The organism is Sphingomonas canadensis, assembly GCF_026013525.1.
Taxonomy (GTDB): domain Bacteria; phylum Pseudomonadota; class Alphaproteobacteria; order Sphingomonadales; family Sphingomonadaceae; genus Sphingomonas; species Sphingomonas canadensis.
In genome coordinates, this window is record NZ_JAPDRA010000003.1 from 143179 (window position 1) to 158336 (window position 15158).

A 15158-nucleotide genomic window follows, 5' to 3' on the forward strand; every position below is an offset into this window, starting at 1 on the left:
ATAATAGGCCCGAGCCACGGATGGCCCGTAATTACCCGAACCTGAGTAGACATTAGACGCTTCGCCGCGCACCCTCAAGGTGCATTTCGCGTCAAATCGTCCAAAAATGGCAAAAATGTGGCAAAAAGCGACGAGTCGAGTTGCTCCGGCGTGATCGAGAGGCCCAGTTCGGCTGCGCTCGTCACCGGATATTCCGCGATGCCGCACGGCACGATGCCGCCGAAATGCCCCAGATCGGGCGACAGGTTCACCGCGAAGCCATGGAGCGTCACCCATTGGCGGATGCGCACGCCGATCGCGCCGATCTTCGCCTCGGTCCCGCCGTCGCGCGTCCAGATGCCGATGCGGCCCGGCGCGCGGAACGCGGTGATGCCCAGCCCGCCCAGCGCCGCGATCACCCAGCCTTCCAGCGCATGGACATAGTTGCGCACGTCGCGCTGCCGTTCGCGCAGGTCGAGCACGACATAGCCGATCCGCTGCCCCGGCCCATGATAGGTGTAGCGCCCGCCGCGCCCCGTGGGCACCACGGGAAAGCGCGGGTCCAGCAGCTCGGCCGGATCGGCGCTCGTGCCCGCGGTATAGACCGGGGGATGCTCCAGCAGCCACACCAGCTCGCGGCCGGAAGCGCCGGGTTCGCCCGCGCGCACGGCATCGGCGCGCGCCTCCATTCCGGCCAGCGCGGCGGGATAGGGGACGGGTTCGGGGGAAACCCGCCATTCGATGTTTCCGGGCAGTCCGGCCATGGCGCGCAGTTGGCCCTTCCGCGCCGCTTTCGCAAGCGTGCGCCGATGGATAGCCGGGCAAGCATTGGCAAGGCGGCGCGGCGCGGCTAACAGCGGGAAAGCGCATTGGGGGTAGGCCATCATGGTCAAGATTGGAGCCGTCTGGGACCGGACGGCGGAGTTTCTGGCCGACAATCTCAGTTCGATCATGCCGGTCGCGCTGTTCGCCTTCTTCTTTCCCTATTCGATCAACGGCAGCTTCCAGCAGGCGGCGCAGGGGGCCACGGAATCGCTTCAGCTCGTGTTCCTGCTCGTTTCCTTCGCGGTGGGCGTGCTTTCGATGTGGGGCGCGCTCGCGCTGATCGCGATGGTCACCGGCGACGACAGCCGCGAGGCCGGGCGCCGCGCCACGCGGCGGCTGTTGCCCGCGGTGATCGTGCGGCTGGCGCTGCTGGTGCCGCTGTGCCTCTGTTTCCTGCCCACGCTGATCGCACTGGTGGCGGGCGGCGCGGATTTCCGCGCGCTGCTGAACAACGACGCGGCCGGAATGCCCAAGGCGGCGCAATGGACCTTCCTGGTCAATCTGCTGGTGGTGTTGCCGCTGTGGCTGGCGCTGGCGGCGCGGCTGGTGCTGATCGATCCGGTGGTGCTGGCGGAGGAGCGGATGTTCGGCGCCATCGCCCGTTCCTGGCGGCTGACGCGGGGCCTCACCTGGCGGATGATCGGCGTCATCCTGTTGTACCTGGTGGTCTCCGTTGTCGCGTGGCAGGCGGCGCGGACGGTGTTCGGCGTGCTGTTCCAGCTCATCGTCGGCGATGGCGGGGGCGGGCTCAGCCTGTCGGGCGTGCTCACCTCGATCACCGTCGCGGCGGTGCAGGCCGCGCTGGCGGTGGTCTCCGCGCTGTTCGCCGCCCATCTGCTGCTGGCCGCCATCGTGTCCGAGCGCGGGCAGCCGCGGTGAACCGGAACCTCTCCGCGATCTTCGCGGACGCAGCGGCGCTCTGGCGCTCCGACGCCGATCTGCTGGCGCGCGTGGCGGCGGTGTTCTTCTTCCTCCCCGGGCTGGCGCAGGCGCTGTTCGTGCCGATGCCGGAACTTGCCGGGCTGGAGGCGCCGGAAGCGATGCCGGTGCTCGCCGAATGGCTGCGCGCCAACATCGGCTGGCTGGCCGGGCAGTTCCTGATGCACTCGCTGGGAAGCTGCGCGCTGCTGGTGCTGCTGCTCGATCCCGCGCGGCCTGCCGTGGGCGGGGCGATGCGCATCGCGCTGCGCCGCCTGCCTGGCTATGTCGTGCTGACGCTCACGGCGCTGCTGGTCGTGCTGATCGGCATGTTCCCGCTGCTGGTGCCCGGCTTCTACCTGATGGGGCGGCTGTTCCTGACCGGCCCTACCTATGTCGCCGAGCCGCAGAAGGGCGCGATCGACGCGCTGGTGGCGGGTATCCGGCACAGCCACCGCAACGGCTGGATGCTGGCGCTCGTCGCGCTCACGGTCGGCATCATCCAGTATCTGGCGGCGGGTATCCTGGATGCGATCGCCCAGGTGGCGGGGGTCGGCGCGGGAACCAGCGTCTACCTGCTTGCGCCGTTCAAGCTGGCGATCGCCGCCGCGGGCGCGGCGCTGGCGCTGTGGCAGGTGCTGCTGTCCGCCGCCGCCTACCGGCTGCTAGCCACGGCCCCCAGGCACGGGATCTGAGGGGCCGCCTCCGCCGGTAGCGCGCCCGCCAGCCGCGGATCGGCAAAGGTCTCCACCGCCCGGGCATAGGGCACGAAGCCGTGGCGGCGATAGAATCCCAGCGCGCCGGGATGGTCGAGCGTGCAGGTATGGACCCACACCCGCGCCGTATCCTTCGTCCATGCGCGCGCCAGCGCCTGCGCCATCATCCAGCCGCCATGGCCCTGGCCGTTCAGCTCCGGGATCAGACCGAAGAAGGCGATCTCCGTCTCCCCCGGCGTGCGGAAATCCAGCTCCAGTATCCCCACCTCGATCCCTCTCGGATCGACTGCGGCAAAGATCGCCACGCCGGGATCGTGGATGATCGCGGAAAGCTGCGCATCGTCCATCACCAGCCGGGAAAACCACAGCCATGGCTGACCGATCCGGCGGAACAGCGCGCGGTATTTCTCCGGCGTCGGCTGGTTCCATGGCGCCAGCCGCAGCGGCGAATCGGGCATCGGCCGGGGGCGGGGCCGCTCGCGCATCTCCAGCGAGGTGACGATGGTAGCGATCTGTTCGCCCGGAACGGGGATCAGGCCCATGCTATTCCCACACCACCTCGGGCGGCAGGCTCATCAGGATCGCGTCGATATTGCCCCCGGTCTTCAGCCCGAACAGCGTGCCGCGGTCATAGACCAGGTTGAACTCGGCATAGCGGCCGCGCCACACGCGCTGGGCGTGCTTATCCTCCGGCGTGAAATCCATCCCCATCCGCCGCCGCACCAGCCGGGGGAAAACCTCCAGGAATGCCCGTCCCACGTCCCGGGTGAAGGCGAAGTCGCCTTCCCAGCCGCCTTCCAGATGATCGTAGAAGATGCCGCCCACCCCGCGATGCACCTTGCGGTGGGGGATGTAGAAATAATCGTCCGCCCATTGCTTGAAGCGCGGATAATGGCCGGGATCGTGCCGGTCGCACGCGGCCTTCAGCGCGGCGTGGAAGTCTTCGGTGTCCTCGGCATAGGCGATCGGCGGGTTCAGGTCCGCGCCGCCGCCGAACCAGCGCTTCGTGGTACACAGGAAGCGCGTGTTCATATGGACGGCGGGCACGTGCGGATTGGCCATGTGCGCCACCAGGCTGATTCCCGTGGCGAAGAACTGCGGATTTTCCCCCGCGCCGTGGATCGTCTTGGCGAAATCGCCCTCGAAGGTGCCGCCGACGGTGGAGACGTTGACGCCCACCTTTTCGAATACCTTGCCCTTCATCACCCCGCGCACGCCGCCGCCGCCGGGCTCGCCCCATGGATCGGTGCGGTCCCAGGGCAGATAGGCGAAGGCCGCGTCCGATCCCGCCTCGCGCTCGATCGCCTCGAATTCGGCGCAGATCTGGTCGCGCAGGCTTTCGAACCAGGCGCGGGCGGCGGATTGCTGTTCGTCGAGCGGATTCATGGCCGTTCCACTAGCTTCGCCGGTCCGCGGAATCGAGGGGCGGATTGCGCTTGCCCTTCCTGCGGCTGGTGAGGTGGAAGGCGAAGCAGCGGTCGCAGCGATAGGGGCGCAGGTCCAGGCCGAAGCCGCGTGCCGCCGCCAGCGCCGCGGTGGCGGTGCGATAGCGCGCCTTGCGGGCGCAGACGCTGGCTCGGGTGCGCATCGGGCTCAGGCCGGGGCCGGCCAGCCGCCGGTCTGGCGCAGCGCCTCGCCCAGCACGATCCCCGCCGCCACCGCCACGTTGAGCGAGCGGAAGCCCGGCCGCAGCGGGATTCGCACCGCCAGGTCCGCCCGCGCATGGACGAAACCGGGCACGCCCGCGCCCTCCGATCCCAGCAGCAGCGTGTCACCAGCCGCGAACCGCGCCTCGGGCAGCGGCGCCGCGCCCCGCGTCGTCATCAGCACCAGCCGGCCGGTCAGCGCCGCTTCGAACGCGCTCCAGTCGGCGTGGCGCACCACCTCGGCCTGGGCGGCATAGTCCATCCCGGCGCGGGCCAGCGCGCGGTTGCTCCAGGGGAAACCCATGGGTTCGATCAGGTCCACCGCCACGCCCAGGCAGGCCGCGGTGCGCAGGATCGTGCCCACGTTTCCGGCGATGTCGGGCTCGAACAGGGCCAGGCGCATGGCCGATTCCCTAGCCCCGGCGGCGTGCAAGCGGGAGCGGGAAATGGATATGCGTAAGAATCCCGACAAAAAGCCCATTGGCAAAGCCGTGCGGCCACGTCTATCAGGCCGCCAGCCGCCGGGGGCACCAGGGGGCTTGGGGGCTTCGTGCGCCCGTGTTCCGTTTCCCCGCGCGTCCGTGCGGACAAGTTGGAAGTGCAAGGGCTGTAGCATGGCAACTGAAGGCGATCCGTCGGTTCTCGAAAACCCGAGACGGCGTGACTATCTGCAATTCGCCGCGGTCGCGGTTGCCGGCGTGGGTGCCGGCGTCACCGTGCTCCCGCTGGTCAATTCGATGAACCCGTCGGCCGATGTTCTCGCCGCCTCGACCACCGAGGTCGATCTGAGCGCGATCGAGCCCGGCCAGGCGATCAAGGCCAGCTTCCGCAAGCAGCCGCTGTTCGTCCGCCACCTGACGCAGGCCGAAATCGACCAGGCGGACGCCGTGCCGCTCGGCGAGCTGCGCGATCCGCAGTCGCTCAAGGAGCGTACCAAGGAAGGCAAGGCGCAGTGGCTCGTCACGCTGGGCGTCTGCACCCACCTGGGCTGCGTGCCGCTGGGCGCGGGCGAGGGCGAGGCCAAGGGCGATTACGGCGGGTATTTCTGCCCGTGCCACGGCTCGCACTACGACACTGCGGCCCGCATTCGTAAGGGCCCGGCGCCGAAGAACCTTGAGGTGCCGGCCTATACGTTCGACACCGACACCAAAATCACGGTGGGTTGAGGAAACCGAGAATGAGCTTTCCCTGGGCAAAGCATTACGAACCCAAGCATCCGTTGATGCAGTGGATCGATTCGCGGCTCCCGCTGCCGCGCTTCGTGTACAACGCGATCGGCGGCGGCTATCCGGTTCCGCGCAACCTCAACTATTTCTGGAACTTCGGCGTCCTCGCGGGCGTCGCGCTGGTGATCCAGATCGTCACCGGCATCGTGCTGGCGATGCACTTCCATTCCAGCGCGGCCGAGGCGTTCAATTCGGTGAACGTCGGCATCATGCGTGACGTGAACGCGGGCTGGTTCCTGCGCTTCGCACACGCCAACGGCGCCTCGATGTTCTTCATCGTCGTCTACATCCACATGTTCCGCGGCCTCTATTACGGATCGTACAAGGCCCCGCGCGAGATGGTGTGGCTGCTCGGCGTCGTGATCTTCCTGCTGATGATGGCCACGGCCTTCATGGGCTATGTCCTTCCCTGGGGCCAGATGAGCTTCTGGGGCGCGCAGGTGATCACCGGCTTCTTCTCCGCCATTCCGGTGGTGGGCGACTGGATCCGCGTGTGGCTGCTCGGCGGCTATGCTCCGGACGATGCGGCGCTCAACCGCTTCTTCTCGCTCCACTATCTGCTGCCGTTCGTGATCGCGGGCGTCATCATCCTGCACATCTGGGCGCTGCACATCCCGGGCTCGTCGAACCCGACGGGCGTCGAGGTGAAGGGCGAGCAGGATACCGTGCCGTTCCACCCCTATTACACGGCCAAGGACGGCTTCGGGGTCGGCATCTTCCTGATCTTCTTCACCGCGCTGGTGTTCTTCTACCCCGACGCGCTGGGCCACCCGGACAATTATATCCCGGCGAATCCGCTCTCCACGCCCGCGCACATCGTGCCCGAATGGTATTTCTGGCCCTTCTACGCGATCCTGCGCGCCTTCACCGCGGACTTCATCCTGCCGGCGAAGCTGTGGGGCGTGCTGGCGATGTTCGGATCGATCCTGATCCTGTTCTTCCTGCCCTGGCTCGACAAGTCGCCGGTGCGTTCGGCGAACTATCGCCCGGTGTACCGCACGCTGTTCTGGGTGCTGATGGTCGACGTGCTGGTGCTGGGCTATTGCGGCGGTTCGCCTGCCGATCCGGCCTACATCATCGCGAGCCAGCTCGCCTCGGCCTATTACTTCGCCCACTTCCTGATCATCCTGCCCATCGTTTCGCGGCTCGAACGCCCGCGTCCGCTGCCGGGATCGATCACCGAAGCCGTGCTCGGCACCACCAAGACCGCCTAAAGGACCGGCCCGATGACTTCGCTGCTGATGCGCTCCATCAAGTTCCTTGTCGGCCTCGGTTTCGTGGGCGTGCTGCTGATCGCGCTCTGGGGCACGATCTCCGGCCTGATCAGGGAAGGCACGCCGCAGACCGCCGAACAGGCGCTGCACGAGCATCCCAAGGAGCTTCACCTCCCGTCGAACGGCCCGTTCGGCAAGTTCGACCTCGCCCAGCTCCAGCGCGGCTTCAAGGTCTATGAGAAGGTGTGCGCGCAGTGCCACTCGCTCAACCTGGTGTCGTTCCGCGAGCTGGCGGGCCTCGGCTACAACGAGGCGGAGATCAAGAAGATCGCCAAGGACTGGCCGGTGAAGCAGCCGGTGTTCGACAACAAGGCCGGCACCTGGGGCGAGCGCGACAACACGCCCGCCGACCGTTTCCCGAAGGTCTATTACGCCGCCAACGGCACCCCGCCCGATCTCTCGCTGATCACCAAGGCGCGGCATGACGGCGCGGCCTATGTCTACTCGCTGATGGTCGGTTACACCGAAAAGCCGGATGCGGAAGGCGCCAAGAAGTTCCCGGAAGCGCTGAAGTCGCCCGAGGGCCTGCACTTCAACAAATATTTCGCCAACCTCCATCTCGCGATGCCGGCTCCGCTGACCGACGCGCAGATCGACACGGTGAAATATACCGACGGCACGCCCACCACCGTGGACCAGATGGCGCAGGACGTCTCCGCCTTCCTGGTGTGGACCGCGGAGCCGACGATGCAGCAGCGCCACCGCTTCGGCGTCGCCGTGCTGATCTTCCTGATCTTCGCGACGATCCTGGGCTATGGCGCCTATCGCAACGTCTGGCGCGGAATGAAGCACTGATCCCGGCCCGTTCGCCCCGGGCTTGTCGCGGGGCGGACGTTGCCGCAGGCGGCCCCGGCGCGGGCAGGCGAACGGAGGGCCGGATGATCGGCACGAGGCCGGATAACGCAGAAATCCGGCGGCGGATTCGCACGATCCCCGACTTTCCGAAGCCGGGGATCATGTTCCGCGACATCACAACCCTGCTGCTCGATGCGGAAGGGCTGCGGCTCACCATCCAGGGCATGGCTGCGCAGGTGGACGGTCCCGTCGATCTCGTCGCCGGGATCGAGGCGCGCGGCTTCCTGTTTGGCGCGGCGCTAGCGATGGAGCTGGGCACCGGCGTGCTGCTGATCCGCAAGGACGGCAAGCTGCCTGGCGCGACCATCGCCGAGGATTATGCGCTGGAATATGGCACGGACCGGATCGCGATCCACGCCGATGCCTGCGCGCCCGGTGCCCGCGTGCTGCTGGTCGACGATCTGATCGCCACCGGCGGCACTGCCCGCGCGGCGGTGCGCCTGCTGCGCAAGGCGGGGGCGGTGGTCACCCAGGCGGCGTTCGTGGTGGACCTGCCCGAACTCGGCGGCGCCGATGCGCTGCGCGGCGACGGCATCCACGTCTCCACGCTGGTGGCGTTCGAAGGCCACTGAGCCCGGTCGGCGCACAAGCGCCCCATATCTCCGAAACCGCTCCCCCCCCACGCCAACGCTGGCGGGGATGTCCTGTCTCTTCGTGGCTTCGTGGCTTTGTGCGAGAAATAGAGTCGATCTCACACAAAGCCACGAAGCCGCGAAGGAAGGCAAAAACAGAAGCGATTGGCGCTTCGCACCGGAGGCGGACTCACGCCTGCTCTCATTGGCGGCGTGCCGCCGGGCGGAAGATATGCCGCGACTACCCGCGCGTGCGGATCAGGCCCAGCGCGATGAAGCGCAGCACGGGCTCGTCGTGCTGGTTGAACGTGGTCATCTGGCTGCGCATGCTGCCCATGCCCGGGCGGCTCTGCGATGCGCGTTTGTCCAGCACCACGCTCTCGGCGCGCAGCACATCGCCGGGATAAACCGGCTTGATCCAGCGAAGCTCGTCCACGCCGGCCGCGCCCAGCGACGCCTGGGGGTGTTCCTTCATATAGGTGACGAACATCGCCATCGTCATCGCGCAGGTGTGCCAGCCGCTGGCCGAGACGCGCCCGAAATACGTCTGCGCCGCCGCCTCGTCATCCAGGTGGAACGGCTGGGGATCATATTTCCCGGCAAAGGCGAGCACTTCCTCGCGCGTCACCTCATAGCGGCCGAACGAACGAACCGCGCCGACCTCGATATCCTCGAAATAAAGCATGAATTCCGTTTCGTATGAAAACTATCTATTGGCAAGCGTCATTGCGTGCCGCCGGCGCCAGGCTGACCCTCGGCGGCGCTTCGTGGCTTTGTGCGAGATCGACTCTATTTCTCGCACAAAGCCACGAAGCCACGAAGAACAGGACATCCCGCCAGCGTTGGCGTGGGGAGAGCGGTCTCGGAGATATGGGCGCTGGCGCGCCGTCCGGGCTCAGGGCGAACCGCATGCGCGTTCGTCCCCCGCGCGTAGCGCGTCGATCGCGTCTGTTTGCGCCTTTCTTTGTGGCTTCGTGGCTTTGTGTGAGATCGATTCTTTTTCGCACACAAAGCCACAAGGCCGCGAAGAAACCGATTTTCACCACTGGCGGCGCGTCCGGAGGGAGCGTGCAGGATTGCAGGCGCTCCGCGCGTTCCGGCTATTTCCCTGTCAGCACCGGTGCGAACACCGCGCCGGTGCCGTCCACATCGGCGGCGGGCGGCAGGCCGATCAGGCGGCGGAGCAGCGGATAGACGTCCACATTATCGAACATCGGCAGCTCGCGCCCCTTGGCGAAGGCCGGTCCGACGGCGATGAACATCGCGCGCATCTGGGGATCGTCGTTGTCGAAGCCATGGTCGCCCTTGACGAAGGGATCGATCTTCCAGGCATTGAAGCGCCAGCCCGTCTCCGCCAGACATACCAGCGCGGGGATGCGGCGGTTGGTGCCATAGTGGAATCGCGCCGGCATCTCTTCCTTGCGCCAGCATTGCGAATGCGCGCGTGGCTGCAGGACGTGCGCCGCGGCAGCCTCCTCGCTGCCCGCCTTGGGGAAGATGTAGAGCATCGGCCCGGCGACGATCACGTCCATCAGCTTGGGGTCCACCACGCTGCTGACCGGCATCTGCTGTTCGGGCGGCACGGGCGCCATGCCGTGATCGGAAACGATCACCAGGTTGGCCGGTTGCCGCATCGCCGCCAGTTGCGCGCGCAGATAGCCGATCTCGCCGTCCAGCTCGGCGATCGCCTGCTTCAGCTCCGGCGAATAGAAGCCCGAATCATGCGCCGCGCGATCGAAGGCGCTGTAATAGAGCGTGATCAGCCGCGGGCGGATCGCCGCCGGGCGCCGCAGCCAGTCGAGCACCGTATCCGTTCGCTGGCGGCTGCCGATCGCTTCCTCATAGGGCCACCAGATATCGGGCCTCACGCCGCGGATGGCCGAATGCGATCCCGGCCAGTACATCTCCCCGGTGCGGATGCCCGCGTTCTGCGCAGCCACCCAGATCGGCTCGCCGCCGTCCCACCAGAAGGGGTCGCGCGTCACCGATGCGTCGCGCGTCTGGAACAGCACGCCGGGCCGCTCCGGATCGCGGATGTTGTTGTCGATGATCCCGTGCCGGTCGGGCCTGAGCCCGGTGACCAGCGTGTAATGGTTCGGGAAGGTCATCGTGGGGAAGGACGGGCGCATCGCCGCGAACACGCCCTGCTTCGTCGCGGCGAACAGGTTCGGCGTATCCTTCGCGGTCACATAATCGGGGCGGAACCCGTCGAGCGACACCAGGATCGTCACCGTCGCCCGCTTCTCCGCGACAAAGGCGGCGGGGGTGGGGGCGCTGGGCCGCGCGGATGCGGCCTGGCCCCCAAGCGCCAGCGCGAGCGCGGCGGCGAGCTTCACGAAGCGGAACATCGCCGCCGCCATGCCAGCCTTCCGTGACGAACGGAAGACCGGCCCCGCCCTATTCGCCCAGCGAGAGGCGCGCGAACAGCGTCGGGCTCAACAGCCCGGTGCCGTAATCCGCGTCGAGCGCCCCCGGCTTGGCATAGGCCGCCAGCGATCCGCCCAGCGCCAGCGCCGCCGGGCCCAGCTTCAGGCGATAGGCATAGCCCGCCTCGAACCGCGTCACGCGGAAAGCCTGGTCGTGCAGCGGATGGCCATGGTCCGGGAACAGCTCGTCGTTGGAGACATTCTCGATCCGCCCGAACAGGCTGTGGTGATCGGAAAGATCCCAGTTCGCCTCGGCCACCCAGGCGGTGCGCGTCGGCCCGGGCAGCCGGTTCTTGGCCGAAAAGGCCGCCATCGCGGAAAAGCCGCCGCTGCTGTACTGCACGCTGGCGGTCAGCCGCCCCTCGTCCTGCCCGGCATGCTGCGCCTCGGGCTGCTTCAGCCGCCCATAGCTGACCTGCGCCAGCCAGTTGGCCGTCGGCGTCCAGCTCGCGCGGACGCTCCAGCTATCCAGCTTTGGCGTCTCGATGTTCCAGCGCCGCTCGTCGGGCTCCTGCCCGCGGAACGCCGAGGCCTCGATCTGGAAGCGCGGCGTGGCATAGCCCGCGGTCACCACTCCATAGGTGATGTGCGTGCTGTCGAACCAGTGATGGGTGATCGGCGCCAGCGCCAGATAGCGCGCCGACCGGCGGTGCATGAAGGCCGACGGCCCCAGCGCCGGCTCCGCCACCGGGCCGCCGTAGAGGAACAGCGAAGTCGAGCCGCCCAGATCGAAATCCACGCGCGCGGCCAGCTCCATGAACAGGTCGTGCGGATGCTGGCGGTCGACCAGCGGCTGGCCCCCGGCCGTCTCGCCCGCGGCGAACAGATTGGGGTAGCCTGCGTCGCCCATCGCGGGCTCCAGGCTCAGCATGGTGCGGAGCTGGAGCCGTGCCCCGGCGCCCAGATCGCGCTCGGCGGTCAGCATCGCCATCGATTCGACGAAGGCCATGTCGTCGCCGCGCGGCCCGTCCTGATCGGTGTAGACGCCCCATAGCGTGCCGTGCGCCATCAGCATCCAGTCGCCCGAGGCGATGTGGAGGCCATGGCCCCCCGCTTCGGCGGCGGGCAGCCGGGAGGTGCCCGAGCCCCAGGCGATCGCACCGCCGTCCGGTGCGGGCGACGCGCCGGGCATCGCCATGCCGCCATGCTGCGAATGATCCTGTGGGGCGGGGGACGGCGCCTCGCCATGGTTCATCCCGCCGTGGTCCATGCCGCCGTGGTTCATCCCGCCATGGTCTCCGGCACCGTGATGGCCGCCGTGGTGGTCCTCGCCGTGATGGCCACCGCCGTGCCCTTCGCCATGATGCCCCTCGCCATGATGGTCGCTGCCATGGCCTTCGGGGTGCTCCTTCACGGGCGCGGAGGGAGCGGTCTGCGGGGCGGGCTGAGGCTGGGCCTGTGGTTGGGCCTGCGGTTGTGCCTGGGGCTGGGTCTGTGCCGGGGGCGCGTCGTTATGGTTGTGTTGCTGTGCGGCGGCGGGATTCGCCGTCAGTGCCGCCGCGGCCGCAGCCGCGAGCAGGGTGGGTCGATTCATCGTCATTCTCCGGGTTGCATGGGTCGCGGCGCCGCGATGGGCGCCAGGTCTCATGCCCCGGATCGCGGAGGCGGGGTCGCGGGCGCCGGGCTGCCGCGCGCGATGCCGGGCGCCGATCGCGCGGTAAGCTGGGGACGCACCGCCAGCGCGGGCGCCGTGACGGCGGGCGGCTGGACGGTGGCGGGGGCGATGCAGCCGATGCAGTGCGGCTCGCCCTGATGCGGCGCTGCCGGTGCCTGGGGGGCGGGGGCGTGGTGTCCCGCCATCCCCGCGTCCGCCGCCATCGCCTCATGGCATGGCGGCGCGGCCTCGCGCACTGCCTCGCCCGCCGCCGAAGGCATCGGCAGCAGCGCGGCGAGCAGCGCGAGCATCAGTCTGAACATCCGGACCAGTCTAATCTCTGGCGCGCACGGCTCAAGCCCGGGAAAAGCCGCGTGCCGGCGCCTTACACGTTGAAGCGGAACAGCATCACGTCGCCGTCGTGGACGACATATTCCTTGCCCTCGGCGCGCAGCTTGCCCGCGTCGCGCGCGCCGGCCTCGCCGCCGAACTGGACATAGTCGTCGAAGGCGATCGTCTCGGCGCGGATGAAGCCGCGTTCGAAGTCGCTGTGGATCTCGCCGGCCGCCTGGGGGGCCTTGGCGCCCTTCTCCACGGTCCAGGCGCGCGCTTCCTTCGGCCCCACGGTGAAGAAGGTGATCAGGTGCAGCAGCTTGTACCCGGCGGTGATCACGCGGGCGAGGCCGGTCTGTTCCAGCCCCAGCGCCTCCAGATACTCGCCGCGCTCCTCGGCGGGCATGGTGGCGATCTCGGCCTCGATCGCCGCGGAGACGACCACGGCCTCCGCGCCCTCGGCCTTCGCCTTTTCGAACACGCGCGCGGAAAAGGCGTTGCCGGCGGCGGCATCCTCTTCGTTGACGTTGCAGACATAGAGCACGGGCTTGGCGGTGATGAGCTGCGCCTGCTCCAGCATCCGGGCCTCTTCATGGTCCTTGGGCTGGGTCAGCCGCGCGGGCTTGCCCTCGCGCAGCAGGTCCAGCGCCTGGCCCAGCACCGATGCGGCGATCTTCGATTCCTTATCGCCCTGCGCGGCCTTTTTCTGCAGGTTGGGGACGCGCTTCTCCAAGCTCTCCAGGTCGGAAAGCATCAGTTCGGTCTCGACCGTCTCGGCGTCCGCGATCGGATCGACGCGATTGTCGACATGCTGGATGTCGTCATTCTCGAAACAGCGCAGCACATGGACGATCGCATCCACCTCGCGGATGTTGCCCAGGAACTGGTTGCCCAGCCCCTCGCCCTTGCTGGCGCCGCGCACCAGCCCCGCGATGTCGACGAAGGCGAGCTGCGTCTCGATCTTCTTCGCCGATCCGGCGATCTCCGCCAGCTTGTCGAGCCGCGCATCGGGCACGGCGACGTTGCCCACGTTCGGCTCGATCGTGCAGAACGGATAGTTGGCCGCCTGCGCCGCGGCGGTTTCGGTAAGAGCGTTGAAGAGCGTCGACTTGCCCACGTTGGGCAGGCCGACGATGCCGCAGCGGAAACCCATGAAGCCCTGCCTGATCGTTCGGTGAAGCCGGGCCGATAGAGGCTGGCGCCGGTTTCAGCAACAGCCGGGGAGGGCCGGAGCCGTACCGCTCCGGTCCGGGCCGGTCAGGCGCGCATCGGGCGGATGGGCCGGATCGCCTCCGCGCGCGGGCCGGAGAACAGCAGCCCCGCCGCCGCCAGCACGAAGGCGAGCATGCAATAGGTGGCATAGGCGCCCAGCGCGTCCTGCATCCCCAGCGCGGCATGCCCCGTGGCGGCGGCAACCGCCAGCCGCTCGCCCAGCGGCGCCACATAGGGCAGCGCCGCCAGCCCCGCGGTCCACACCGGCGCGGTGACGAACAGCGCGGCAAGCGCGACGAAGCCCAGCAGCGTGCGCCAGGCCGCGGTGGCGCCGTGATCGCTGTCGTCGGGGTGCGCGCTGAACGCGATCAGCAGCAGCAGCAGGAACACCAGCGCCAGCATCTCCGCCATCTCCGCCGCCGTACCCAGCCCGGCCATGCTGGCCAGGTCGCGCGTCTCCGCCGCCAGCGGCAGCGCGCCCGCCGTCATCAGCAGGGCGAAGGGAAAGGCCCAGCCGAACCCGCCCGTGGCCAGCGTGCGCGACGCCACCGCCAGCAGCAGCGGCACGATCACCACCACCAGCGTGATCCGCCGCGCATAATGGCCCAGCAGCTCTTCCGCCCCGGCGCAGGCGGTGGCGCCCTGGCAGCCGGAATTGGCGACGACGACATGGACGAAATAGGGGGCGAGCGCGATCAGCCCGGCGAACAGCGCCGCCAGCCCTATCCAGCGCCGGATAAAGGTTTCCGCGTTCATCGCCGATGATGCCGATCGTAACGCATACAAGCCGCTCCCCCAGCCCGCGTCATCCTGGATTCGCGCTGCTTGCAAACGGGTTACGGCATAGGGTTACCGTGTTATCTTCGCTTCGCCGGGCAAATGGCCGGATATGGGCGCGTATCCGTGCGTAGCTTTGCGTATGGGCGCGCGCCGCCATGCGTGGCAGGCGGCCGCGGCAAAGGGGAAAGGGCGGCGATGGCACGGCTCACTCAGGTGGCGGCATGGGGGTCCTGCGCGGCCGCGATCGGCTATGGCGTGCCCCAGTTGATGCAGGTCGCCGGGATGCTTCCCGATCCGCTCGACCGCATCCTGATCTTCGCGCCCTCGCTCGCGCTGGCGCCGCTGTTCGTGGCGATGCTGGGCGGCGTGGCGGCGGATGCCGATCGCTGGCAGCGTTCGTGGCGCTTCGCGGCGCTGGGCTTCGGCATCCTCTATGCGGCGTTCGTGATGCCGGTGTACGCGATCCAGCTCGGCGTGGTGATCCCGCGCGAGCTTGCCGGGGCGGAGCGGGCGACGTGGTTCGCGTGCTGCGGCTTCCGCCAGCCGCTCACCGTGGTCGATCTCACCGGCTATACGATGATGAGCCTGGCGACGCTGCTGCTCGCGCCCACCTATCGCGGCTTCACCTCGCTGGCGCTGCTGCTCAACGGCGTGCTGGCGGTGCCGCTGTTCCTTCAGCTCTGGTGGCCCTGGCTGATCTGGGTGGGCGCGCTGTGGCTGATCACCTTCCCGCTGGCGACCGCGCTGGTCGCGCTCGATCCGGCGCGCGGGGGGCGCGGCTGATCGCATCGCCGCAACCCGG

General features: G+C 68.4%; 18 protein-coding genes. 7 read left to right on the top strand and 11 right to left on the bottom strand.

Annotated elements, in window-relative coordinates; translation table 11 throughout:
• Positions 1-74: 74 nt before the first annotated feature.
• Positions 75-743, bottom strand: coding sequence for a lipoyl(octanoyl) transferase LipB (gene lipB, locus OM513_RS08305; RefSeq protein ID WP_264943705.1), 669 nt, complete (start codon positions 741-743; stop codon positions 75-77).
• 121 nt (positions 744-864) lie between these two features.
• Between lipB and OM513_RS08310 the strand changes: the two genes are divergently transcribed.
• Both OM513_RS08310 and OM513_RS08315 read left to right on the top strand, forming a co-directional pair.
• A complete protein-coding gene (locus tag OM513_RS08310; protein ID WP_264943706.1) occupies positions 865-1683 on the top strand; it encodes a hypothetical protein in 819 nt (272 codons plus the stop codon).
• The gene (locus OM513_RS08315) at positions 1680-2417 is read left to right on the top strand and encodes a hypothetical protein (protein ID WP_264943707.1); all 738 of its coding nucleotides are present in this window, start codon (positions 1680-1682) and stop codon (positions 2415-2417) included. The genes OM513_RS08310 and OM513_RS08315 overlap by 4 nt, the downstream gene beginning before the upstream one ends.
• On the opposite strand, the gene OM513_RS08320 is transcribed toward OM513_RS08315, so the two are convergent.
• Genes OM513_RS08320 through OM513_RS08335 form a run of 4 tightly spaced genes read right to left on the bottom strand, consistent with a single transcriptional unit; the run spans position 2378 to position 4487 of the window.
• Positions 2378-2980 carry a GNAT family N-acetyltransferase gene (locus OM513_RS08320; protein ID WP_264943708.1) on the bottom strand — a complete coding sequence of 201 codons (603 nt, stop codon included), beginning with the start codon at positions 2978-2980 and terminating at the stop codon, positions 2378-2380. The two genes, OM513_RS08315 and OM513_RS08320, sit on opposite strands and share 40 nt — an antisense overlap.
• 1 nt (position 2981) lies before the next feature.
• Complete coding sequence (gene hemF, locus OM513_RS08325) at positions 2982-3824, bottom strand: oxygen-dependent coproporphyrinogen oxidase (RefSeq protein ID WP_264943709.1); 843 nt, start codon at positions 3822-3824, stop codon at positions 2982-2984.
• Positions 3825-3834: 10 nt separating this feature from the next.
• Entirely contained in the window at positions 3835-4026 is a 192-nt protein-coding gene (locus tag OM513_RS08330) for a hypothetical protein (RefSeq protein ID WP_264943710.1), read from the bottom strand.
• Positions 4027-4031: 5 nt separating this feature from the next.
• The gene (locus OM513_RS08335; protein ID WP_264943711.1) at positions 4032-4487 is read right to left on the bottom strand and encodes a tRNA (cytidine(34)-2'-O)-methyltransferase; all 456 of its coding nucleotides are present in this window, start codon (positions 4485-4487) and stop codon (positions 4032-4034) included.
• Between the two features lie 211 nt (positions 4488-4698).
• On the opposite strand from OM513_RS08335, the gene petA reads away from it, so the two are divergent.
• The 4 genes from petA (at position 4699) to OM513_RS08355 (ending at position 8011) form a co-directional block, all read left to right on the top strand.
• A complete protein-coding gene (gene petA, locus OM513_RS08340; RefSeq protein WP_264943712.1) occupies positions 4699-5250 on the top strand; it encodes a ubiquinol-cytochrome c reductase iron-sulfur subunit in 552 nt (183 codons plus the stop codon).
• Between the two features lie 11 nt (positions 5251-5261).
• The gene (locus OM513_RS08345; RefSeq protein WP_264943713.1) at positions 5262-6524 is read left to right on the top strand and encodes a cytochrome b; all 1263 of its coding nucleotides are present in this window, start codon (positions 5262-5264) and stop codon (positions 6522-6524) included.
• A 12-nt stretch (positions 6525-6536) separates the two neighbouring features.
• Positions 6537-7379, top strand: a complete 843-nt coding sequence (locus tag OM513_RS08350; protein WP_264943714.1) for a cytochrome c1 — start codon at positions 6537-6539, stop codon at positions 7377-7379.
• Between the two features lie 83 nt (positions 7380-7462).
• Complete coding sequence (locus OM513_RS08355) at positions 7463-8011, top strand: adenine phosphoribosyltransferase (RefSeq protein ID WP_264943715.1); 549 nt, start codon at positions 7463-7465, stop codon at positions 8009-8011.
• A gap of 241 nt (positions 8012-8252) precedes the next feature.
• Here OM513_RS08355 and OM513_RS08360 read toward each other — a convergent pair whose 3' ends face one another.
• The 6 genes from OM513_RS08360 to OM513_RS08385 form a co-directional block, all read right to left on the bottom strand.
• Complete coding sequence (locus OM513_RS08360; protein ID WP_264943716.1) at positions 8253-8696, bottom strand: MaoC family dehydratase; 444 nt, start codon at positions 8694-8696, stop codon at positions 8253-8255.
• 415 nt (positions 8697-9111) lie between these two features.
• On the bottom strand, positions 9112-10371 hold the full coding sequence (locus tag OM513_RS08365) for an alkaline phosphatase family protein (RefSeq protein ID WP_264943717.1): 1260 nt from the start codon (positions 10369-10371) through the stop codon (positions 9112-9114).
• Between the two features lie 37 nt (positions 10372-10408).
• Complete coding sequence (locus OM513_RS08370) at positions 10409-11971, bottom strand: hypothetical protein (RefSeq protein ID WP_264943718.1); 1563 nt, start codon at positions 11969-11971, stop codon at positions 10409-10411.
• 50 nt (positions 11972-12021) lie between these two features.
• Positions 12022-12354, bottom strand: coding sequence for a hypothetical protein (locus OM513_RS08375; protein ID WP_264943719.1), 333 nt, complete (start codon positions 12352-12354; stop codon positions 12022-12024).
• Between the two features lie 62 nt (positions 12355-12416).
• Positions 12417-13517: a redox-regulated ATPase YchF gene (gene ychF / locus OM513_RS08380; protein WP_264943720.1), complete on the bottom strand. Its 1101-nt coding sequence runs from the start codon at positions 13515-13517 to the stop codon at positions 12417-12419.
• A 104-nt stretch (positions 13518-13621) separates the two neighbouring features.
• Complete coding sequence (locus OM513_RS08385) at positions 13622-14332, bottom strand: hypothetical protein (protein ID WP_264943721.1); 711 nt, start codon at positions 14330-14332, stop codon at positions 13622-13624.
• Between the two features lie 219 nt (positions 14333-14551).
• Here OM513_RS08385 and OM513_RS08390 point away from each other — a divergent pair, with 219 nt between their 5' ends.
• Positions 14552-15139: a hypothetical protein gene (locus tag OM513_RS08390; protein WP_264943722.1), complete on the top strand. Its 588-nt coding sequence runs from the start codon at positions 14552-14554 to the stop codon at positions 15137-15139.
• The last annotated feature ends 19 nt before the right edge of the window (positions 15140-15158 follow it).